This window comes from Pseudomonas furukawaii, assembly GCF_002355475.1.
Lineage (GTDB): Bacteria > Pseudomonadota > Gammaproteobacteria > Pseudomonadales > Pseudomonadaceae > Metapseudomonas > Metapseudomonas furukawaii.
The window spans coordinates 4,723,176-4,744,389 of sequence record NZ_AP014862.1; the positions used below are offsets into that span (position 1 = coordinate 4,723,176).

Genomic DNA, 21,214 nt, shown 5'->3' on the forward strand with positions numbered 1-21,214 from the left:
GGATTGACCGGCACCGGGCTAGGCTCAGGCCATCGTTCAAGCAGGGGGACAAGCACAATGCGATCCAGCCTCGCCTCCGGCGTGAGACGCCGGGAAATCTGGGCCTGGGCGATGTTCGACTTCGCCAATTCCGGCTACACCACCGTCATCATCACCGCCGTCTTCAACGCCTACTTCGTGGCCGTGGTGGCCGAGGGCAAGCCCTGGGGCACCCTGGCCTGGACCAGCACCCTCGCGGTCTCCTACGCCCTGGTCATCCTCACTGCGCCGCTGATCGGCGCCTATGCCGACGCCACCGCCCGCAAGAAGCGCCTGCTGCTGTTCAGCACCCTCGGCTGCGTCGCCTGCACCGCCGCCCTGGCGCTGGCCGGCCCCGGCGCCCTGGCGCTGACGGTGCTGTTCCTGGTGCTGTCGAACTTCTGCTTCGGCACCGGGGAGAACCTGATCGCCGCCTTCCTCCCGGAACTGGCGCGGGACGATGCCCTGGGGCGGGTGTCCGGCTGGGGCTGGGGGCTGGGCTACATCGGCGGCCTGGTGAGCCTGGGGGCCTGCCTGGCCTATGTCAGCTGGGCCCAGGCCCAGGGCCAGACGGCGGCGCAGTTCGTGCCGGTGTGCGTCCTCATCACCGCCCTGCTCTTCGCCATCGCCAGCACCCCCACCTTCCTCCTCCTCAAGGAACGCAGCCAACCCCAGCCCGCCAGCGAACAGGGAGCTTGGGCACGCTTCAGCCGCACGCTGCGGGACGCCGGCCGCTACCGCGACCTGATGCGCTTCCTCGCCTGCACCGTCTGCTACCAGGCGGGCATCGCCGCGGTGATCAGCCTGGCGGCCATCTACGCCGACCAGGTGATGGGATTCAGCACCCAGGACACCCTGATGCTGATCTTCATCGTCAACATCACCGCCTCCCTCGGCGCGGTGGCCTTCGGCTGGCTGCAGGACCGCATCGGCCACCGCCCCACCCTGGCCCTGACCCTGCTGGGGTGGTTGGCCATGGTGGGGATGATCTGGCTTGCCAGCGGCCCGGCGCTGTTCTGGGCTGCGGCCAACATCGCCGGCCTGTGCATGGGCGCGAGCCAGTCGGCGGGCCGCGCCATCGTCGGCCTGCTGGCACCGCCCACGCGGCTGGGAGAATTCTTCGGCCTCTGGGGCCAGGCGGTGAAGCTCTCGGCCATCCTCGGCCCCATGACCTACGGCCTGGCCAACTGGCTCTCCGGGGGCGACCACCGCCTGGCGATGCTGATCACCGGCAGCTACTTCGTGCTGGGCCTGCTGCTGCTCGCCAGCGTGCGCCTGGAGCGCGGCCGGCGCGCGGCGCTGGCGTCGTAGGAGCCGGCTTGCCGGCGAATGCCGTGGGGCACGCCTCACCGACCCACCGGCGAGGTCCGCTGCGGGCACGTCGATGGGTTTCGCTGCGCTCTACGCCATCCTACGGATGCGCGGTGCGGCGTCCGGCTTTCGTAGGAGCCGGCTTGCCGGCGAATCGTGCGGGGCCTTTCGCGAGCTCGCTCCTACAGGACCCGGCTCGCCGACGAAAGGAATGCCGCCCGGGCAGGGTCTAGACTGCTTCCATCCCCCTCGAAAGGAAGCCCCATGCCCGACGCCACGGAGGTCCTGCTCGACTTCGCCAGCGCCCTGGCCGCTGGCCTGCTGATCGGCGCCGAGCGCGGTTGGCGAGACCGCAACAAGGAAGCCCTGCGGCTGGTGGCCGGCATCCGCTCCTTCGGCCTCACCGCCCTGCTCGGCGGGATGGCGGCCTTCCTCGGCGAACAGTTCGGCATCGCCGTCTGGGTGACGATCTTCGCCTGCTTCGCGGTGCTGGTGATCGCCTCCTACTTCGGCGAGCTGGTCTATGTCGGCGACCTGGGCCTCTCCAGCGAACTGGCCCTGCTGCTCACCTTCCTCCTCGGCAGCCTGGCGGTGGCCGGCTACCACGTGCTGTCCGCCGCCGGCGCGGTGGTGGTCGCCCTGCTGCTGAGCCTCAAGGACCCCCTGCACCATGCCCTGGAGCGCCTCAGCGAGGAGGAGCTGCTGGCGACGCTGAAACTGCTGTTCATCTCGGTGGTGTTGCTGCCGATCCTGCCGGACAGGGGCTTCGGTCCCTGGGACCTGTTCAACCCCTACGCCACCTGGTGGATGGTGGTGCTGATCGCCGGCCTGGGTTTTGCCGCCTACTTCGCCATCCGCCTGGTAGGCACCCAGCGCGGCCTGCTGCTGACGGCGCTGCTGGGCGGAACGGTTTCCTCCACCGCCATGACCATCACCCTCTCCCACCTGGCCGAGCACCGGGCCCTGCGCCCGCTGCTGGCCGCGGGGCTGCTGGCGACCTCGGCGCTGATGTTCCCCCGGGTGCTGCTGGAGGTGGGCCTGGTGAACCCGGGCCTGTTGCCGCACCTGTCCGTGCCCCTGGGTATCGCTGGCCTGACCTACGCGGCGGGTGCCCTGTTCTTCTGGCGCCTGGCGGCCAAGGATGAATCGCCCAACGCCGAACCACCGCTGAAGAACCCCTTCGAGCTGGGGCCGGCGCTGCGTTTCGCGGTGATGCTGGCGGTGATCCTGTTCCTGGTGGAGGCGGCGCGGCGGTACCTGGGGGATATCGGCGTCTACCTGGTCGCGCTGCTCTCGGGCCTGACCGACGTGGACGCCATCACCCTCTCCCTGTCCCGGGGCGCCAACCGCGGGCTGGATACCGAGGTGGCGGTGCGCGGCATCTTCCTCGCCGTGCTGAGCAATAGCCTGGTGAAGGCCGGGCTGATCGCGGTGATCGGCGGCAAGGGGCTGGCGCTGCATACCTTCCCCTTCATCGCCGGTGGCCTGCTGGCGGGTGCCGCCGTGCTGCTGATGTTCTGAGCCTCGGCGCGCGGGCGCGCGCCGGCGCCCACCCGTAGGATGGCGTAGAGCGCAGCGAAACCCATCAACGTGCCCGCAACGGACCTCGCCGGTGGGTCGGTGAAACGTGACCCACCCTACAAGCGTGCCGGCGAGCGGCCCGTAGGATGGCGTAGAGCGCAGCGAAACCCATCGACGTGCCCGCAGCGGACCTCGCCGGTGGGTCGGTGGAGCGTGACCCACCCTACAAGCGTGCCGGCGAGCGGCCCGTAGGATGGCGTGGAGCGCAGCGAACCCCATCGACGTGCCCGCATCGGACCTCGCCGGTGGGTCGGTGAAGCGTGCCCCACCCTTGCAAGCGTGCCGGCGAGCGGCCCGTAGGATGGCGTAGAGCGCAGCGAAACCCATCGCCGTGCCCGAACCGGACCTCGCCGGTGGGTCGGTGGAGCGTGACCCACCCTACAAGCGTGCCGGCGAGCGGCCCGTAGGATGGCGTGGAGCGCAGCGAAACCCATCGACGTGCCCGCAGCGGACCTCGCCGGTGGGTCGGTGGAGCGTGACCCACCCTACAAGCGTGCCGGCGAGCAGACCGTAGGATGGCGTAGAGCGCAGCGAAACCCATCGACGTGACCGCACCCGACCCCGCCGGTGGGTCGGTGGAGCGTGACCCACCCTACAAGCGTGCCGGCGAGCGGTTCGTAGGATGGCGTAGAGCGCAGCGAAACCCATCAACGTGCCCGCAGCGGACCTCGCCGGTGGGTCGGTGGAGCGTGACTCACCCTACAAGCGTGCCGGCGAGCAGACCGTAGGATGGCGTAGAGCGCAGCGAAACCCATCGACGTGCCCGAACCGGACCTCGCCGGTGGGTCGGTGGAGCGTGACCCACCCTACAAGCGTGCCGGCGAGCGGTTCGTAGGATGGCGTAGAGCGCAGCGAAACCCATCAACGTGCCCGCAGCGGACCCCGCCGGTGGGTCGGTGGAGCGTGACCCACGCCATTCGCCGGCAAGCCGGCTCCTACGAAAGCAGGCAGGTGGGCCGCGCGATCAGTCTTCCAGCGACTCGTCCAGCAGCGGCAGGCCGGCGGCGCGTTCCAGCAGGTCGTTGGGCAGGCTCTTGCTGGCGCGGGCACCGAGCAGCTTGAGGTTCTCCACCCGGCCGATCAGGTTGCCGCGACCCTCCACCAGCTTGTTGCGGGCGTTGGCGTAGGCCTTGTCCAGCTGCTGCAGGCGACTGCCCACCTCGTCCAGGTCCTGGACGAAGGCCACGAACTTGTCGTACAGCGCCCCGGCGCGCTCGGCGATCTCCCGGGCGTTCTGGTTCTGCCGTTCCTGGCGCCAGAGGCTGTCGATCACCCGCAGGGTGGCCAGCAGCGTGGTGGGGCTGACGATCACGATGTGTTGCTCGAAGGCCTCCTGGAACAAACCCGGGTCGGCCTGCAGGGCGGCGGCGAAGGCGGCTTCGATGGGCACGAAGAGCAGCACGAAATCCAGGCTGTGGAGCCCTTCCAGGCGCTGGTAGTCCTTGACCGACAAACCCTTCAGGTGACTGCGCAGGGACAGCACGTGCTGCTTCAGCGCCTGGCTGCGGGTCGCCTCGTCCTCGGCGGCGACCAGCGCCTGGTAGGCGGTGAGGCTGACCTTGGCGTCCACCACCACCTGGCGGTCTCCCGGCAACCGCACCAGCACGTCGGGCTGAAAGCGCTCGCCCTCGGCACTCTTCAGGCTGACCTGGGTCTGGTACTCGCGGCCCTTCTCCAGGCCGGCGTGCTCCAGCACCCGCTCCAGCACCAGCTCGCCCCAGTTGCCCTGGGTCTTCTGCCCCTTGAGGGCGCGCGTGAGCTGGGTGGCTTCGTCGCCCAGACGCTGGTTGAGCTGTTGCAGGCGTTCCAGTTCCTTGCCCAGGGAGAAGCGTTCGCGGGCTTCCTGCTGGTAGCTCTCCTCCACCCGCTTCTCGAAAGCCTGGATGCGCTCCTTGAGCGGGTCGAGCAACTGGCCCAGGCGCTGCTGGCTGTTCTCGGCGAAGCGCTGCTCGCGCTCATCGAAGATCTTCCCCGCCAGTTCGGCGAACTGGGCACGGAGGTCGTCGCGGGCCGCCTGCAGGTCGGCAAGGCGCTGCTCGTGTGCCTCGCGCTGTTCCCGCAGCTCGGCTTCCAGTCCGGCGCGGTCGGCGTCCAGCCGGCGCAGCTCGGCGTCCTTGCGCTCCCGCTCCTGGTTCCAGGCCAGCAGGGCCTCGCGGGCGCTCTGGCGCTCAACGCCCAGCAGCTCGGCCTCCCGTCCCAGGGCGGCGAGCTCCGCCTGCTGGGCGGCATTCATCTGGCTGAGTTCGCGCGCTTCCTCGCGACTGTCCTCCAGTTGCACGGCGAGCCCGTCCTGGGCCAGCTGGGCGTTGGCCAGGCGTTCTTCGAGCAGGGTGCGTTCGGTCTGCAGGGCGCCGATCCGGCGTTGTAGTTGCCAGGCGACGCCCAGCAGGGGAATGGCGCCGGCCAGGAGGCCAGCCAGAAGCGTGGGGATATCGAAAGGCATGAGCGGCTCCGCGCTGGAATGCCGGGAGTATACCCAGCCTCGAAGCCGTGATCAGGCGTGCGGCGCGAGCCGGCTGAGCAGTCGGGCGGCCTCGTGGGAACCCTGGGCGGCGGCCAGCTCCAGCCAGTGGCGGGCCTGCTCCGGTTCATGGTGGCGCGGCAGGCTGTACAGGCGCCCGAGTTCCAGTTGGGCACGGCGGTCGCCAGCGCGGGCGGCCTGTCGCAGCAGGTCCAGGCCGATACGGCGATCCCGGGGGTTGCCGCAGTCCCGGCACAGCATCTGGCCCAGGCGGCTCTGTGCCTCCACCTCGCCATCCAGGGCCGGCTGCTTGAGCAGGTTGCCGGCCAGGCGCTTGACGCTGTTGGCCTGGCCCAGGCGCGGGCTGTCCAGCAGCCAGAGGGCGACACGGGTGGGCAAGGTGGACGAGGTGGCGGCGGGGACGCGGTACTTCATGGGAAGGGGGTGGTGACCGGAAAGGCGCGCAACTCTACTCCTTTTTTTTGGCAGGTAAAGTCTTGCAATTGTCGCAGGGCGCGTTCTAGAGCAAGTGCTCGGGACAATCCACAGAAGCTGTGGATAACTCTGTGAAGAAGATGCTCGAAACGTCACCGAGCGCTCATGGATCCTGGCCTCCAGTCAAACTGGCGATTTTTTCACCAATAAAAAAATACTATATTTTTCAATGACTTACAAAACAGTCATGGGGAATCAAGCGCTTAGGCCCGAATTCGACAGCCTTTTGCGAGGCTGCCTCGCCACTGTGCACAACTCAACTCTGTCAATACCCTCTTCGCCCTGTTGCGGGGCATTTTCCTCGGAAATGCGTCTGGGACCGGTGTTGCACGGTCGTTCCAAGTGACGACGAATGGCAGGAAAACAGGGGGCCGGCGTCCCGCCTGTTTCGGGTACGGACATACGCCTGCGCCAAAGCTGTGCACAGATTGGCCACAGGGTTGTATCGACCCGACTACCGCCAGGCCGGTGCGCCCCCTAGAATGCCGACTCCCCCTCCACGATCGCCTCCCCATGGACAAAGCCCGCATCCACCGACTGATCCTCGACAGGCTCGCCGCCGACCTGGAACTGCTGCAGCGGGCCGCGCAGACCGCCTACGAGGCCGCGACCCACGAGGAGAACGTCGCCGAGAACAAGTACGACACCCTTGGCCTGGAAGCCTCTTACCTGGCCACCGGGCAAGCCCGCCGCGCCGCCGAGATCAAGCATTCCATCGGCCTGTTCCAGACCCTCAACCTGCGTCCGTTCGACCCGCAGCGAGGTATCCAGCTCAGCGCCCTGGTGGTGCTGGCCGCCGAGGATGGCAGCGAGCAATGGCTGTTCCTCGGCCCCGAAGCGGCCGGTCTCAAGGTGCAGCTCGAAGGGGAGGAAATCACCGTGATCACGCCCCGCTCTCCCCTCGGCCAGGCGCTGCTGGGCAAGGCAGAAGGCGCGGAGATCACACTGAACATCGGCAAGGGGCACCAGCATTTCGAGGTGCTGCAGGTACACTGAACCGGCCGCCCACCGCTCCGGAGGCCCCATGACTCGCCCACGCCGCATCCTGCGCATCAGCTTCAGCCCCCTCGCCCTGACCCTGAGCGTGGCCCTCGGGGTGTGGCTGGGGTTCATCGCCATCGGCCTGACTGGCTACCTCGGCTATCGCCTCTACCTGGCCGGCGGCGCCCCGGTGGCCCAGGTCGTGCCGCCGCCTCCGGCCATCGCCACCCCGGCCCCCGCCCCGCCCGCAGTGGCGCCGGGCAGCGCCGAAGAGCGGCTGAAACGCTACGAGGACAACTACAACGCTGCCGTGCGGGCGGATAACGAGCGCGTGGAGCGCCTCGAGGAACAGCGCCGCCTCAGCAACGCCAGGTGCCAGTTCTGGACCGAGCAATACCGCAACGCCCCCACCGACCGGGCCAAGCGCAGCATGGAGCAGGCCTGCCAGTAGCCGGCGACCGGACGGATCGAATCGCCACCCGGTCTGATTTCCGTTCTCACCCGACCAAAGGCGCCACTCCTGCATCGGACCGTCACAGGAGGCGGACTAGACTCTAACCGTGCGCCCTCCACTTTGGCGCCAGAGGCGGTTTGCAATGGGTCCCGAAATCTTCATAGCCCTGATGATCATGGGCTGGCTGCTGGCAGCGGTGGCGCTGCTGTGGGCCATGCTCAGGATTTCCCATCATCACCATCACCCTCATCACCACCGGCCATCGCCGCCCCACTCCAGCCGTTCCTTCCGCAGGAACAAGGCCAAGGGCACACCGGCCACCCCCCACTGACAGCCGAGCCGGCAGCCTCCTTTCCCCGTGGCGCGCGAATCGCCCAGGGTGAAAGGCGGCCAGGCTCGCCCTTTCGTCGGGGTCGACTCGATAACGCGAAATCGCTGCATCCTCGCGGCCATTGATTGACCGTTCGCGGACGATCTCTACAGCGAGCGAACCCATGTTTCCCTCTCCCCAGCCCTCTCCCGGAGGGAGAGGGGGTGTTCGAGCGAGCCCGCGCTTCCCTCTCCCCAGCCCTCTCCCGGAGGGAGAGGGGGTTGTTCGAGCGAGGCCGCGCTTCCCTCTCCCCAGCCCTCTCCCGGAGGGAGAGGGGGTTGTTCGAGCAAGCCCGCGCTTCCCTCTCCCCAGCCCTCTCCCGGAGGGAGAGGGGGTTGACCGAGCGAGCCCGCGCTTCCCTCTGCCCAGCCCTCTCCCGGAGGGAGAGGGGGTTGGCCGGGTGCAGGTCGCTCAATGGAAATCCCGGCTCCTGATATCCAGCCCGTCCAGCAATGGCGTCAGGTCCTGCAGGCGCCGGGCGATCAGGTGGCGCACGCCGTCCACCGACTCCAGCCGTCCGTCCACCTGCAGCAGTTGCGAGCCCACCAGCACGCGCCGCTGGCGCTCCGCCAGGTCATGCCAGACCACCACGTTGACCATGCCGAACTCGTCTTCCAGGGTGACGAAGATCACCCCGCTGGCGGTTTGCGGGCGTTGGCGGCCCACCACCAGGCCGGCGACGCTGAGGGAGCGCCCGTGCTCCGTGCCCTGTACCTCCCGCGAGCTGCGGCAGCGGCGTTTGCGCAGGGCCGCACGCAGCAGGCTCAGGGGATGGGGGCCCAGGGTGGTGCCCAGGGTGGCGTAGTCGGTGAGCATGTCCTCGGCGACGTTGGGCAGGGGCAGCGCCACCTGGACCTCCCGCGACTCCGGCAGGCCGGCGAACAGCGGCGCCTGCACCTCCACCCCGGCCACCGCCCAGCGGGCCTTGTGCCGGTGTCCGGCCAGGCCGCGCAAGGCGCCGGCGTCCGCCAGCCGCTCGCGGGCGCCGGCATCCAGACGGGCGCGCTGCACCAGGTCGGCCACGCTGGTGAAGGCCGCGCCGCTCCGGGCCGCCTCGATGCGCCGGGCATCGTCCTCGCGAAAGCCTCGCACCATGCGCAGGCCCAGGCGGATGGCAAGGTCGTCGCCCCGCCCCGCCGGTTCCAGGGAGCAGTCCCAGTCCGAATGGCGCACATCCACCGGATGCACCGGGATGCGGTGGCGGCGGGCGTCCTGCAGCACCTGGTCGGGGGAGTAGAAACCCATGGGCCAGCTGTTGATCAGGGCGCAGGCGAAGGCCGCCGGCTCATGGCATTTCAGCCAGCTGCTGGCGTAGGTGAGCAAGGCGAAGCTGGCGGCGTGGGACTCGGGAAACCCGTAGCTGCCGAAGCCCTTGATCTGCTCGAAGATGCGCGCGATGAACGCCGGCTCGTAACCCTTGGCGAGCATCCGCGAGGTCAGCCGCTGGCGGTGGTGCTCCAGACCGCCGTGGCGCTTCCAGGCGGCCATGTTGCGGCGCAGTTCGTCCGCCTCGCCGGGGGTGTAGTCGGCGGCCACCATGGCCAGTTGCATCACCTGCTCCTGGAACAGCGGCACCCCCAGGGTGCGCCGGAACACCGGGACCAGCTCTTCCCTGGGGTAGCTCACCTTCTCCTCGCCATTACGCCGCCGCAGGTAGGGGTGAACCATGTTGCCCTGGATCGGCCCCGGCCGGACGATGGCCACCTGGATCACCAGGTCGTAGAAGGTCCGGGGCCGCAGGCGCGGCAGCATGGACATCTGCGCCCGCGACTCGATCTGGAACACGCCGATGGTGTCGGCGCGGCTGATCATGTCGTAGGTGGCGCGGTCCTCCTTCGGCAGGCTGGCCAGGGTCCAGCGCCGGCCGCGATAGCGTTCGATCAGGTCGAAGCAGCGGCGCAGGGCGCTGAGCATCCCCAGGGCCAGCACGTCCACCTTGAGCAGGCCCACCAGGTCGAGGTCGTCCTTGTCCCACTGGATCACGGTGCGCTCGGCCATGGTGGCGTTTTCCACAGGCACCAGGCTGTCCAGGGGCGCCTCGGAAATCACGAAGCCCCCCGGGTGCTGGGACAGGTGCCGGGGAAAGCCGATCAGCTCGCGGGTCAGCGCCAGCACCGGGCGCAGCACCGGGCTCTCGGGGTCGAACCCCGCCTCCCGCAGACGCTCCGCCGAGGGGGCCGAATCGCTCCAGCCACCGCAGCACTCGGCCAGGGCGTTCACCTGGTCCGGCGGCAGGCCGAGGGCCTTGGCCACATCGCGGATGGCGCCGGCGCCGTGGTAGGTGTTGACCACCGCGGTGAGGGCCGCGCGGCGGCGGCCGTAGCGGCGGAAGATGTACTGGATGACCTCTTCGCGGCGTTCGTGCTCGAAGTCCACGTCGATGTCCGGTGGCTCGTTGCGCTCCTTCGATATGAAGCGTTCGAAGAGCAGCTCGCTGTCGCCACAGGGGTCCAGCTCGGTGATCCCCAGGGCGAAGCACACCACCGAATTGGCCGCCGACCCCCGCCCCTGGCAGAGGATGCGCTCCTGGCGGGCGAAGCTGACGATATCCGCCACCGTGAGGAAATAGCTCTCGTAGCCCAGCTCGGCGATCAACGCGAGTTCCTTCTCCACCAGCGCCCGGGCCTTGTCCGGCGGCCCCTCCGGCCAACGGTTGCACAGCCCCCGCTCGGTCAGTCGGCGCAGCCAGCTGGTGGGCGTCTCGCCCGCCGGCACCAGCTCGCGCGGGTACTGGTACTGGAGTTCATCGAGGCTGAAGCGGCAGCGCCGGGCGATGCGCACCGACTCTTCGAGCAGCGCCGGGGGATAGAGCGCGGCCAGCACCTCGCGCCGCCGCAGGTGACGCTCGCCGTTGGCGAAGAGCCGATGGCCCGCCTCCGCCACCGTGCAGTGGTGGCGCACGGCGGTCATGCAATCCTGCAGCGCGCGGCGGCCACGGGCGTGCATGTGGACATCGCCGCAGGCCACCGCCGGAATGCCCAGGTCGTCGGCCAGGGCCAGCCGCTGCGCCAGCCGGGCCGCGTCGTCCGCGCCCCGGTGCAGTTCCACCGCCAGCCACAGGCGCTCGGGAAAGTGGCGGCGCAGCCAGTCCGCCTCACGCACGTCGTCCTCCATCACCCAGAGCGCCAGCAGGCCATCGGTGGGATCGGCGAAGTCTTCCCGCAAGAGCCGATAGCTGCCCTTCCGCGCCCGCCGCCGCGCCTCGGTGATCAAGCGGCACAGGCGCTGGTAGCCCGCCAGGTTCTCCACCAGCAGCACCAGCTTGGGACCGCCTTCCAGCCGCACCTCGCTGCCGATCACCAGGGGCAGGCCGTTGTCCCTCGACGCCTGCCAGGCGCGTACGATGCCGGCCAGGGTGCATTCATCGGTAATGGCCAGGGCCTCGTAGCCATGCTCGCGGGCACGCTGGAACAGCTCGGCGGCGCTGGAGGCCCCGCGCTGGAAGCTGAAGTTGGACAGGCAGTGCAGCTCGGCGTAGGCACTCATGCGAACCAGCCCTGGAGCCACAGCGGCCCCGCCTCCCCCACGGCACGGAAGGCCCAGCCCCGCTGGCCGCTGCGGGTTTCCACGAGGAAGTAATCGCGACGCACATCGCCCCCGTCCCACCAGCCGGACTCGATGCGCTCCGGTCCCGACAGGATGCGCACGCTGCCCTCCCGCAAGGGCTGGGGTTCCCGCAGCAGCCAGCCGGGGCGTGGCGGACCGGGCGGCAGGTGCAGCGCCGGGGCCTCGGCGTCCAGCCGCCAGGCGCATTCCGGGCGGTGGTCGGCGCGGGCGGCCAGGCTGTGCACGGCCTCGTCCCCCAGGCGGGCCCGCAGGCGCTCGCGCAACTGCTCCCAGGGCAGGGATTGCTGGGGGCGCTCGTCGAACAGCTCGCGCCGCTCCGGCACGAAGGCCGGCAGGTCCCGCGCCAGCAGGCGAAAGGCCCGCACCGGCGCCGGCACCTGCAACTGCTCCAGGCGTCCCCGGGCCAGCTCGAAGAGTATGGCGGCCTCCCGCTCGGCGCTGAGCAGGCCCACGGGCACCTGGGTATCGGGACGGTCGCGGTGCTCCAGCAACAGGCTGAAACGCTGCACGCCGCTGTCGCGCCCGGCGAGGAAGGCCGCCAGGTCGGCGGTCAGGCGGCGCAGGGGAAAGAGCAGCGCCTGGTGGGACTCCACCTCGAAATTCAGTTCGAGGCGCACATCGAACTCATCCGGCGGCCGGTAGAACTCCAGGGCCAGGGGGCGCTCGCCCAGCAGGCAATCCAGGTGCCGCAGCACCTCGGCGGGAAAGCGCCGGGCCAGGGTCTGCCGGGGCATCGCCAGCACCTGTCCCAAGGCTCGCAGGCCCATGCGCTGGAAGGCGGTGGCGACGTCACGATCCAGGCCGGCGCGCTCCACCGGCAGGCGCCCCAGGGCCTTGCGCAGCTCCGCCGGGGTCGCCAGCGCCAGGCCGTCCGCGGCATTGGCCAGCACCCGCGCCGCCGCCGGGTTGGGCGCGGCGACGATGCGATGACGAAAGCCCAGCCCTTCCAGCTCCCGGCGCAAGCGCGCCTCGAAGCGCGGCCAGGGCCCGAACAGGCCGAGACTGGATTCCACCTCCAGCAGCAGGCAGCGCGGGTAGCGCCGGCTGACCTGGGAACTGAAGCCATAGCCCCAGGCCGCCAGCAGCTGTTCGGCCCGCTCGACCTGGGCCGGGTCGTACTCCACCTGGGCGAAATCGCGGGTCAGCGCATGGGCGGCGGTGAGGGACTGGCCAGGGCGCAGCCCCAAGCTTCGGGCCGCCGGATTCAGCGCCCGCAGCACCCGCCGCTGGGGCGTGCCGGTGACCAGCGCCAGGGGCGCCTCGGGGTCGGGATGCCCTCGCAGCACGCTATCCAGCGCCAACTGCGGGAGCAGTATGCAAGCCCAGCGCATGGGGGATTCACCGGGCCAGCGCGATGGGCCTGGCGGGCGGCAGGCCGCCCCGGCACTTGAGCACCCTCAGGCGCGCCGGCGCCCCCTCCACGGCAATGCGCAAGGCCGCCGGCGAAGGGTTCAGGGACGCCTCCAGGGGGCGAAAGGCAAAGGCCAGGGTCTGTCCGGTCTCGGCGGCCACCTGCAAGCGCCGCAGGGCCCGGTCGTCGGCCTGCTGCGGCCAGCAGAGCACCGCGCCACAACTGCCGGAACGCAGGCACTGCTCCGCCGCCCAAAGGGCGTCGCGGCCACTGGCCTGCACCAGGGCCAGGGCGCGCAGGTCCACCCCCGCCGCCTGCCAGGCCTGTGGATAAGGGATATGCGGCGGCGCCACCAGCACCACCCGCTCGCCGCTGCCGGTGAGCCGCGCCAGGGTCGGCCAGAGCAGGCTCAGCTCACCCAGCCCGACGGCGGCGGCGAGGATCTCGCTCAGGGCCGCCTCGGGCCAGCCGCCACCGGGCAGCGCCCGATCCAGCTCGGCCAGACCGGTGGGCTGGTCGCTGCCGCCCGGCTGCGATACGGGCTGGCCTTTCCACACCCGCCGCTCGTTGAGCAGGGCGTCGAGGGCGACCACCGCGCCCATCAGGCCCGCCCATCGCCAGAGAAGAAAAACGGCAGCCCCCGAAGGGGACTGCCGAAAGGGCCAGGAACAATCATCAAGGCCATTGGGGGAAATCCTACGAATACTGTATTTATATACAGTAAATATCAGTGCATTCCCCACGTCAATTCGGACTGGACTGACGGCTCAGCCCAAGACCCTTTCGGCCTCCTGCAACTGCGCCAGCAATGCCGCACGCGCCTCGTCCCGCAACCTGATGGCCGCCGACCAGTCCCTGCCGCCCGCCTGAAGCGGGTCGCAGACATGGACCTGCACGGCCCCGCGATGGGGGAACCACTGGCCGTCACGCAGGATCTCGCGGGTGCCGCGAATGGCCACCGGCAAGAGCGGTACGCCGGTGTTCGCGGCCAGCACGAAGGCGCCCATGCGGAAAGGCCGCAAGCCAGGCTCGCGGGTGAAGGTGCCCTCCGGGAAGAACACCAGGGACTGGCCGGCGCGCAACGCCTCGCCCAGGGCGTCGCTGTCGGCGACGCTGCGCTCGAGGTCGAAGCGCTCGACGAACCGGGCTCCCAGCCGGCGCAGGAACAGGCCGGCGAACCACTGGCCGGCCAACTCGCGCTTGGCGACGAAGGCGAAGTGCGACGGCAGGACCGCGCAGAGGACCACGCCATCCAGGTAACTGGCATGGTTGACGGCCAGCACGCTCGCCCCCCTGGCCGACAAGCGGTCCCGCCCCTCGACGCCGAGGGGAATGCCGGCCAGGCGCAGGAAGGTCCTCGCGGCCTGCCGGGTGATGGCGCGGCAGCCGCGCTGGCTCGGACACAGGACGACAGCCAGCCAGGTCAGGGACGCGAAGGGCCAGAACAGCAGGGCGGCATAGAGCGCGTAGCACCAGCCCCCGAGGCTGCGCCAGGCCCGTCCCAGATAGCCGCGCAACGCCTGCAGGGACAGCCGCAGCAGTTGTCGCCAGGGCGCCAGGTGCGGCCGTCCCACCTCGCCCCGCTCATAGAGATCGCGACAGGCGGCGCGGCGGATCTTGCCACTGGAGGTCTTCAGCACGCTGCGGGGCGGCGCCAGGACTATGTCATCGGGCGGTATGCCGGTCAGTTCCACCACGATGCGATTGATCTCCTGGCGCAGGCTTCGCTGGCTGTCGCGGTCACGCACCGCGCACTCCGCCATCACCACCAGGCGATCGGTTCCGCTGGCCGCGTCACGGCTGCCGAATGCCGCGATGCAGCCCTTGCGCAGGCCGGGCAGCCTACCCACCGCCGCCTCCACGTCGTAGGGGTAGATATTGCGCCCGGCTCGAATGATCAGGTCCTTGACCCGTCCGGTGAGGTAGACCTCGCCGCCGGCCATGTAGGCGAGATCGAGGGAATCCATCCAGCCGTCCCGCAGCACCCGGCGGGTTTCCTCCGGCGCATGGAAATAACCCGAGGTGGTGGAAGGGCCGCTGAACTGCAGGTGGCCCTCCCGGCGCTCGGGTAGTTCGACGCCATTGCCATCGACGATGCGGACCTGATGCCACGGCAGCGGCCTTCCGCAGGAGACGAAGCGCAGCGTGGCCGGATCGTCGTCCCTGGCGGGCACGGCCTCGCCTCGGGTCTGGAAGGCGTCGCGCTGAACCCGGTCCACCAGCGGCCCGCGTCCCGGCGGCGGGAAGGCCACGCCCAGGGTGGCCTCGGCCAGGCCATAGACCGGCGCCAATGCACCGGGCGCCAGGCCACAGGGCGCGAAGCGCTCGGCGAAACGCTTCAGCGTGTCGGGATTGACCGGCTCGGCACCATTGAAGGCCAGGCGCCAGTGGCTGAGGTCCAGGCCCTCCAGGTCACTGTCGGAGAGCTTGTTCAGGCACAGCTCGTAGGCGAAGTTGGGGGCCGCCGAAAGCGTTCCCTGGAAGCGGTGGAGGGTCCACAGCCAGCTCTTCGGCCGGGCGAGGAACGCCAGGGGCGACATCAGCACCAGGTTGAAGCCGTAGTAGAGACTGCCCAGCCAGGCGCCGATCAGCCCCATGTCGTGGTACATCGGCAGCCAGCTGACGAAGACGTCCCGCGAATCGACCCGTAGCGCGGCCCCCATCGCCCGCAGGTTGGCCAGCAGGTTGGCATGGCTGACCATCACGCCCTTGGGCTGGCCGGTGCTGCCCGAGGTGTACTGGAGGAAGGCGATGTCCTCCGGGCGCCGCACGGCCGGCAGGTCCGGCCCGGGGTCCCGGCTCAACTCCGCCACGCTGGCGATACGCTCCAGGCCCGGCACCCGGGGCTGGAGCAGGCGCGCGAGCAGCTTCGCCTCCGTCACCGTGATCAGGACCCGGGCCCCAGCGTTGCACAGCACGCCGGCCTGGCGCTGCAGGTGTTCCTCGATCTGGGTCAGGCGCATCGGTGGGTAGATCGGCACCGGCACGCCACCGGCCAGGAGGATGCCGAAGAAACCCAGGAGAAAGTCCCGCCCGGTGGGCAGCATCAGCGCCACGGACTGGCCCGCCCGCAGGCCACCCTCGAGCAGGCCGCCAGCGACCTCCCGCGCACCGCGGTAAAGGGCCTCATAGCTGATGTCCTCGGTGGCCTCATCCTCGCCCAGCAGGCGCACATGGATATGGCCCGGATGCTGCCGGGCATGCCACTCCAGCACCTCGATCAGGGTGCCTGCACGCTCCGGGACCTGCAGCTCGCCCTCTGCAGACGGCGCCACGATGGCGCGCTCGGTCCTCTCGACCCGCCCGCCGGGGTCGCCACGGCGCAGCACCTTCAGCACATCCGCTGGCGTATTGGCCGACGCGAACAGCTGCTGCGGGAGGCGCACCCCGAACTCCCGCTCGATACGCGACCAGAGTTCGACACGAACCAGGCTGTCCACGCCCAGGTCATGTTCCAGCGAGCTGTCCAGCTCGACGCGCAGCCTGTCGGCTGTATCCGGCCGCAATTCGGCCACCGTGCGCCGGACGATCTCCAGCAATTGTTCGGCGTCCTTGTCGAAAGGGGAGGATTGACGGACTTCCTGAGGTGGATGGGACATGGACGCCCCTCACGGCCTGGGTATTGGCTTCTGTCCAGTATGGGCCGCTGCCGGCTTTCCGGTGCCATTCGGCCCTCCGCCAACCCGCCCCGTCGCGGCAAGGCTCCCGTAAGCCCATGACTTCAGGGGCGGGGCTTGCCACCCTGTCATCTGCTGAAACAGTTCCCCCCGCCCGGCCGCCGTGCCGTCACCCTTGCGCCAACCTCTATGCTGGAATCATCGACGCCATCAGGAGCCCAGCATGTGCGGCAGGTACGTCAGCCCCTCCCAGCGAGCCATCGAGGATTACTGGCACATAGGCGCCCGTGAATCCGGCGGCTGGGTGGAACGCTTCAATGTGGCCCCCACCACCCAGGTGCCGATCCTGCGCCTGGACCGGCAGGGCGAGCTGGAACTGCTGTCCGCCCGCTGGGGCCTGATCCCGTTCTGGTGGAAGGACGCCAAACCGCCGGCCCACGCCTTCTTCGCCCGCAGCGAGGAAGCCCAGCACAAGCCGATGTGGCGCCAGGGACTGCGCAGCCAGCGTTGCCTGATGCCCCTGCGCGGCTGGTACGAGTGGAACGCGAGCGAGTCGGTGCGCAACGCCTCCGGCCGCCTCGTCCACCAGCCCTACTACCTCCACAGCCCCAACGACCCGGTGCTGGCCATGGCAGCCCTCTGGTCCACCTGGACCGCACCGGATGGCCACCCCGTCACCTCCTGCGCCCTTCTCACCCGCCCCGCCGCCCCCGCCATCAGCGACATCAACCCCCGCATGCCGGTGCTGCTCCATCCCGGGCAGTTCTCGCTCTGGCTGGCCTCCGACACGAAAGGCGAAGCCCTGCAACGGGCCATGGAACAGGCCCGCGAGGACGTCGTCGCCCACCCGGTGTCCACCCGGGTGAACGATGTGCGGAACGAGGGGGAAGACCTGCTGGAGGCGGTGGAAACGGGCTGAGGATGGCCGCTGGAGCGGAAGCCGGCGTGCGGGGGTGACCGTTTCTCCGATTCTCCCGATCGATGAAAAAACGGGCCTAGACTTTTTCTCCACAGGCAGCGGCCAACTTGGGGAAAGGTGCATTCCCCGATTGTCGACGGCCTTCTCCAGGCGCCCTGCCCCCAACCGGCTCGCCGGCGAGATGCCGGGGTAGCCAAATGCCTCAGCCTGGAGAAACCGCCATGAATCCTTCGTTCCCTGGCACCCCTTCAGCCTTCCTGCCCGGCGGCCGCGCCTGGCTGCTCGGCGCCCTGCTGCTCGCCACGGGCTGCGCCCATGATCCCGATATCAGGGCCAGCCGGGACGGTACTTCCGGCATGACCACCAGGCCGGCTGCCGAGTACCTGAGTTGCGTGAAGGAAGACGTCGGATACCGCACCGATACCTTCACCGAGGAAGAAGACGGCAAGACCCTGCTGTATGTCGGCAGCACCGACCCCAACCGGGCAAGCGGTCTGGTCGAACTGTCCAGCGCCCAGGGCGGGAACCATTTCTCGGTACGCCAGCGCAGCGCCTGGCAGGACAAGGGACGCCTGATCAATGTGGCCCTGATGTGCTCGAAGGCCTGACCCGTAGCGCCCCGATGCGCACGGCATCGGCGGCGTCCCCTCAGCTCATCGGCCCGGACCTCGGAGGTTCGGGCCGTGGCTGACACCCCTCCAACGGCGCAAGGCGCTAGGCTACCCTGGCGTGTCCATCCATAAGGCGAGCGCCGATGATCACCCTGAAGATCCACCTGACCGACGACCTCCGACGCTTCGTGGATGAGCAGGTCAGCCGGCAGGGTCATGACTCCCCCAGCGAGTACCTGGGCGGACTGATCCGCAAGGAGCGGGATCGCCAACACCTGCGCCAGCTGTTGATGGACGGCGCCGCCTCCGCAACGGCCAACGAGACCGACGAGCACGAATTCGCAGGGCTGCGCGAGCGGGTGCGCAAAGACACCGAATGAAGCCCCGGCGCCTCCATCGTCTCGCCCAGTATCGAAGTGAACAGCATGCATCACACCCACGACATCATCATCAGCAGCGTCACGGATACCGACGCCACCCTGGACTTCGTCTTCACCTTCGAAAGAAGACAGGTGGTGGACCGGGTCCTCCGGCGGCGGCACGGCAGGGTGGTGGAGGATTCGGACCCCTTCGTCGACGACTGGACCGAGGCCGAACGGCAACAGGTGAAAGACGACCTGCTGGGCTGCCTGGCACGTAACGGCATCCTCTGCCTGGCCAGCAGCAACGACCGGGTGGTCGGCTTCGCCTGCATGGACGGCCAGCCCGTCGATGACGCGGGCCGCTACCACCCACTGAAGGAGTTCCACGTCGAAGCCTCGGCAAGAGGCCGAGGCATCGGCAAGCGCCTCTTCGCCCACTGCGTCGACGCGGCCCGCAGCCGAGGCTTCAAGCGCCTGTACATCTCATCGCACTCGGCCAGGGAAACCGTGCTGTTCTACAAGAGCCAGGGCTGCCGGGACGCCGCCTGGCTGTTCAAGGAGCAGATCGAGCGCGAGCCCTTCGATTACCAGATGGAGTACGTGGTGGGGGATTGAGCGGTAAGGCCCGGAGCGATATTTCCGGAAGATGGTCGGTGGGTCAGGCGATAGCTCCCGCATAACCTTCTCGCGCATTTCTACACATGGCGTAAACCAGAAAGCAAAAGCCCCTGAAACTCCAGGAGTTTCAGGGGCTTAGGCTATGAGCTATGGCGGGAAGATGGGGGTTTGAATTATCCCGGTGGCTGGCTCAGTACGTCGCAACCCTACTCAATTCAGGGTTTCTAGCCATCCCCGCGTGTCGATATTCGAAAGTTCGTGCCTGTGATTTCGACACTTTTTCGACACCTGCCACGGGAACCAGGTGCTAAGATGCTTTGGCAAATTTTGCCAAAAGGTGGATTCCCATGAGCACCATGAACATCTCCCTGCCCGACGCCCTCAAGAGCTTTGTCGATGACCAGGTCAACCAGCGCGGCTACGGCACCAGTAGCGAGTATGTACGCGAACTGATCCGCAAGGACCAGGACCGCCAGCGCCTCCGCAACCTGCTCCTGGAAGGCGCCGCCTCCTCCCCTGCCGCCCCGGCCGATGACAACTACTTCGAAGCGCTGCGCAACCGGGTACGGAACGCCAAGACATGAAGGCCAAGACCATCATCCCCCGAGCACGCGCCAATCAGGATATCGACGACGCCGTCAGCTATTACCTGGAGGAAGGAGCCGAGCAGGCCGCACTCGGCTTCGTCCACGCCCTGGAGCGGGCCTATAAATACATCAGCCGGCATCCCGAATTAGGTTCATCGCGATACGCCAACGAGCTCGATCTGCCGGGACTGCGCTTCTGGACGTTGAAGCGCTATCCCTACCTGATCCTCTATATCGAGCGTGAAGACCATATCGATGTGTGGCGGGTGTTGCATGGGATGAGGGATATCCCTGCCTGGATGCAGCGGAGCGACGAAAAATAAATCTGCCCCTTTACGTTCATTTAGCCCTTAGAAAGCTATAAATCTTTTCGACCTTAAAATCAGACTCACTTTCCACCTGCTTAATTTGAAAGTAGGCAATACCAATTTGAACTAACGCAAGAAACAGAACAAGATAGGAATTTTTTTTCTGAAAAAGAAGATTTCTGTATTGAAGCTCGTCCCCCGAATGCAATCTCCGCTTTTCAATTGCCAACTGCAATTCATCTACTTTTTTAGCCTGCCACTTTATCACTCGCTTTGAATACTCGGCATATCTTCCATCACAAGCCCACCCAATTGAACCTTCTATCGCCTTTATATTCTCCCTCAGCGAATCCAACTTCACCTTTGAGTTCAATAAAATTTTATACCGTCGAGCCACCTCCTTCTTACTCCTAAGCAAGACTCCATTAGAAAACTCAGAAACACTGTCAAACTTCTTATCCACATCAATCAGCATAGAAGTAAATAAATGGGAATCATAAAGCGCCATCCCCGTATTGCGAAAATCTTTAAACTGATCCACCGCATTATCATTTTGGCTTTTTATAAATATACGATCTACCCCTAATTCGCTGGAAAATCTTTGACGACAGGAGTTCTCATTTGGATCCGAACTAATTTCATCATTCATATACCCTCTATATCTTTCAATAATTACCCTATGCTTTTCCTCACCTCGCCTCTCGGACAGAGCACCAACATCAGCCTCAACAAAATACGGAGCAACATCGTTCCTGCATATATCAGCCACAACAACTAAATCATCTACCTTTTTATGCAACCCCAACATCTCAAGAATATAGACAGACGATTGCTTTGCATCTTTCACAATCTTTTCTACATGCCCGTAAATATATCTTTCAATTCCATTATGCCTATCATGATGCTCAATAATTTTAAATCCCTTACTGAATGGATTTAGAGACTGAAAGCACCTATATTTTTCGATATGACGGACATCGCTACTGAATAGCTCTTTTTTAGCACTTTCAGACAAAAGCATATAAAGCGAAAGGTATGTGAATCCATGCGCAAGCTTTTGAATGCTCACATAACAATTACTGCAACAACTCTCTAGAATCTCTATACTCGCAATAGCAGCAACACCTTTCTGCTTATTTATATTTATCCACCCCAAATTTCTATAACTCAGACCTCCGCTAAACTTCGTCTCAAAGACTTCTGAGTCCCGCTCCGGAGCGTACCACCCCGTTGACGCACTTCCCTTAATCCAGTTATGGATCGCCGATAGTTCATTGTGATCAATTTGAACGACTACGCCTATCGCTTTCCAGTCACAACTAAAATCAAAAAGACTGGCTGTCTCTGTCGGATCTTCGTCAAAGTCAAGCTCACCTTTGCTTTCCAATAGAAAATACTTCCCCGCCTCACTTAACCTCCGCGAAAAAACTATAGGAGCTTTCCCTGCTGCAGAAAGAATACCTTCTGTGATACGCGCCTTTAATGGTTTCAATTCTTACCTCCTTAAAAATTTAAAAGATAAAGAGAAATGGATAACCTGGACCTTCTCAGTCAAAAATAAGCCAATAAGATCCTGCAATTTTGGATTTGAATCCCTGCCAAT

Annotated in this window: 18 protein-coding genes; 11 read left to right on the forward strand and 7 right to left on the reverse strand. The window is 66.6% G+C overall.

Annotated features, from left to right (window positions below; translation table 11 throughout):
* Positions 1–57: 57 nt before the first annotated feature.
* Both KF707C_RS21725 and KF707C_RS21730 read left to right on the forward strand, forming a co-directional pair.
* Positions 58–1,329: an MFS transporter gene (locus KF707C_RS21725; RefSeq protein WP_003450300.1), complete on the forward strand. Its 1,272-nt coding sequence runs from the start codon at positions 58–60 to the stop codon at positions 1,327–1,329.
* 264 nt (positions 1,330–1,593) lie between these two features.
* Positions 1,594–2,850, forward strand: a complete 1,257-nt coding sequence (locus KF707C_RS21730; protein WP_003450297.1) for an MgtC/SapB family protein — start codon at positions 1,594–1,596, stop codon at positions 2,848–2,850.
* A gap of 1,024 nt (positions 2,851–3,874) precedes the next feature.
* Here the strand turns inward: KF707C_RS21730 and rmuC are convergent.
* Both rmuC and KF707C_RS21740 read right to left on the reverse strand, forming a co-directional pair.
* Positions 3,875–5,353 (reverse strand): DNA recombination protein RmuC, encoded by a 1,479-nt coding sequence (gene rmuC, locus KF707C_RS21735; RefSeq protein ID WP_003450076.1) that lies wholly within the window; start codon positions 5,351–5,353, stop codon positions 3,875–3,877.
* A gap of 51 nt (positions 5,354–5,404) precedes the next feature.
* Complete coding sequence (locus KF707C_RS21740; protein WP_003450075.1) at positions 5,405–5,806, reverse strand: tetratricopeptide repeat protein; 402 nt, start codon at positions 5,804–5,806, stop codon at positions 5,405–5,407.
* 573 nt (positions 5,807–6,379) lie between these two features.
* On the opposite strand from KF707C_RS21740, the gene KF707C_RS21745 reads away from it, so the two are divergent.
* From KF707C_RS21745 to KF707C_RS21755, 3 genes are all read left to right on the forward strand, one after another.
* Positions 6,380–6,862, forward strand: a complete 483-nt coding sequence (locus tag KF707C_RS21745; RefSeq protein WP_003450074.1) for a GreA/GreB family elongation factor — start codon at positions 6,380–6,382, stop codon at positions 6,860–6,862.
* A 28-nt stretch (positions 6,863–6,890) separates the two neighbouring features.
* Positions 6,891–7,298, forward strand: a complete 408-nt coding sequence (locus tag KF707C_RS21750) for a hypothetical protein (protein WP_003450073.1) — start codon at positions 6,891–6,893, stop codon at positions 7,296–7,298.
* A gap of 145 nt (positions 7,299–7,443) precedes the next feature.
* On the forward strand, positions 7,444–7,632 hold the full coding sequence (locus KF707C_RS21755) for a hypothetical protein (protein WP_003450069.1): 189 nt from the start codon (positions 7,444–7,446) through the stop codon (positions 7,630–7,632).
* A 450-nt stretch (positions 7,633–8,082) separates the two neighbouring features.
* Here the strand turns inward: KF707C_RS21755 and KF707C_RS21760 are convergent, their stop codons facing one another.
* The 4 genes from KF707C_RS21760 to KF707C_RS21775 all read right to left on the reverse strand — a co-directional run bounded on the left by KF707C_RS21760 (position 8,083) and on the right by KF707C_RS21775 (position 16,188).
* Positions 8,083–11,178, reverse strand: coding sequence for an error-prone DNA polymerase (locus KF707C_RS21760; protein ID WP_003453648.1), 3,096 nt, complete (start codon positions 11,176–11,178; stop codon positions 8,083–8,085).
* Entirely contained in the window at positions 11,154–12,569 is a 1,416-nt protein-coding gene (locus KF707C_RS21765) for a Y-family DNA polymerase (protein WP_036993329.1), read from the reverse strand. Before KF707C_RS21765 ends, KF707C_RS21760 begins: the two co-directional genes overlap by 25 nt.
* Before the next feature lie 7 nt (positions 12,570–12,576).
* Positions 12,577–13,191, reverse strand: a complete 615-nt coding sequence (imuA, locus tag KF707C_RS21770) for a translesion DNA synthesis-associated protein ImuA (protein ID WP_003453643.1) — start codon at positions 13,189–13,191, stop codon at positions 12,577–12,579.
* Positions 13,192–13,356: 165 nt separating this feature from the next.
* Positions 13,357–16,188, reverse strand: a complete 2,832-nt coding sequence (locus KF707C_RS21775) for an AMP-binding protein (RefSeq protein ID WP_003453641.1) — start codon at positions 16,186–16,188, stop codon at positions 13,357–13,359.
* A gap of 241 nt (positions 16,189–16,429) precedes the next feature.
* Here KF707C_RS21775 and KF707C_RS21780 point away from each other — a divergent pair, with 241 nt between their 5' ends.
* The 6 genes from KF707C_RS21780 (at position 16,430) to KF707C_RS21805 (ending at position 19,626) form a co-directional block, all read left to right on the forward strand.
* Entirely contained in the window at positions 16,430–17,125 is a 696-nt protein-coding gene (locus KF707C_RS21780; protein ID WP_003453638.1) for an SOS response-associated peptidase, read from the forward strand.
* A 221-nt stretch (positions 17,126–17,346) separates the two neighbouring features.
* Positions 17,347–17,733 (forward strand): hypothetical protein, encoded by a 387-nt coding sequence (locus KF707C_RS21785; protein WP_003453636.1) that lies wholly within the window; start codon positions 17,347–17,349, stop codon positions 17,731–17,733.
* A gap of 146 nt (positions 17,734–17,879) precedes the next feature.
* Entirely contained in the window at positions 17,880–18,116 is a 237-nt protein-coding gene (locus KF707C_RS21790; RefSeq protein ID WP_003453635.1) for a ribbon-helix-helix domain-containing protein, read from the forward strand.
* A gap of 45 nt (positions 18,117–18,161) precedes the next feature.
* Positions 18,162–18,713, forward strand: a complete 552-nt coding sequence (locus KF707C_RS21795; RefSeq protein WP_003453633.1) for a GNAT family N-acetyltransferase — start codon at positions 18,162–18,164, stop codon at positions 18,711–18,713.
* A gap of 350 nt (positions 18,714–19,063) precedes the next feature.
* Positions 19,064–19,300, forward strand: a complete 237-nt coding sequence (locus KF707C_RS21800; RefSeq protein WP_003453632.1) for a type II toxin-antitoxin system ParD family antitoxin — start codon at positions 19,064–19,066, stop codon at positions 19,298–19,300.
* The gene (locus KF707C_RS21805) at positions 19,297–19,626 is read left to right on the forward strand and encodes a type II toxin-antitoxin system RelE/ParE family toxin (RefSeq protein ID WP_003453630.1); all 330 of its coding nucleotides are present in this window, start codon (positions 19,297–19,299) and stop codon (positions 19,624–19,626) included. The genes KF707C_RS21800 and KF707C_RS21805 overlap by 4 nt, the downstream gene beginning before the upstream one ends.
* Positions 19,627–19,642: 16 nt before the next feature.
* On the opposite strand, the gene KF707C_RS29190 is transcribed toward KF707C_RS21805, so the two are convergent.
* Positions 19,643–21,103, reverse strand: a complete 1,461-nt coding sequence (locus KF707C_RS29190) for a hypothetical protein (RefSeq protein ID WP_003453628.1) — start codon at positions 21,101–21,103, stop codon at positions 19,643–19,645.
* Positions 21,104–21,214 lie beyond the last annotated feature (111 nt).

Bases quoted from the DNA above. Each gene is read 5' to 3' on its own strand.
- KF707C_RS21785 (WP_003453636.1), top strand. From the start codon at position 17,347: ATGAATCCTTCGTTCCCTGGCACCCCTTCAGCCTTCCTGCCCGGCGGC.
- KF707C_RS21765 (WP_036993329.1), bottom strand. From the start codon at position 12,569: ATGCGCTGGGCTTGCATACTGCTCCCGCAGTTGGCGCTGGATAGCGTG.
- KF707C_RS21750 (WP_003450073.1), top strand. From the start codon at position 6,891: ATGACTCGCCCACGCCGCATCCTGCGCATCAGCTTCAGCCCCCTCGCC.
- KF707C_RS21755 (WP_003450069.1), top strand. From the start codon at position 7,444: ATGGGTCCCGAAATCTTCATAGCCCTGATGATCATGGGCTGGCTGCTG.
- KF707C_RS21740 (WP_003450075.1), bottom strand. From the start codon at position 5,806: ATGAAGTACCGCGTCCCCGCCGCCACCTCGTCCACCTTGCCCACCCGT.
- KF707C_RS21745 (WP_003450074.1), top strand. From the start codon at position 6,380: ATGGACAAAGCCCGCATCCACCGACTGATCCTCGACAGGCTCGCCGCC.
- KF707C_RS21725 (WP_003450300.1), top strand. From the start codon at position 58: ATGCGATCCAGCCTCGCCTCCGGCGTGAGACGCCGGGAAATCTGGGCC.
- rmuC (WP_003450076.1), bottom strand. From the start codon at position 5,353: ATGCCTTTCGATATCCCCACGCTTCTGGCTGGCCTCCTGGCCGGCGCC.
- KF707C_RS21775 (WP_003453641.1), bottom strand. From the start codon at position 16,188: ATGTCCCATCCACCTCAGGAAGTCCGTCAATCCTCCCCTTTCGACAAG.
- imuA (WP_003453643.1), bottom strand. From the start codon at position 13,191: ATGGGCGCGGTGGTCGCCCTCGACGCCCTGCTCAACGAGCGGCGGGTG.
- KF707C_RS21800 (WP_003453632.1), top strand. From the start codon at position 19,064: ATGAGCACCATGAACATCTCCCTGCCCGACGCCCTCAAGAGCTTTGTC.
- KF707C_RS21780 (WP_003453638.1), top strand. From the start codon at position 16,430: ATGTGCGGCAGGTACGTCAGCCCCTCCCAGCGAGCCATCGAGGATTAC.
- KF707C_RS21805 (WP_003453630.1), top strand. From the start codon at position 19,297: ATGAAGGCCAAGACCATCATCCCCCGAGCACGCGCCAATCAGGATATC.
- KF707C_RS21790 (WP_003453635.1), top strand. From the start codon at position 17,880: ATGATCACCCTGAAGATCCACCTGACCGACGACCTCCGACGCTTCGTG.
- KF707C_RS21730 (WP_003450297.1), top strand. From the start codon at position 1,594: ATGCCCGACGCCACGGAGGTCCTGCTCGACTTCGCCAGCGCCCTGGCC.
- KF707C_RS21795 (WP_003453633.1), top strand. From the start codon at position 18,162: ATGCATCACACCCACGACATCATCATCAGCAGCGTCACGGATACCGAC.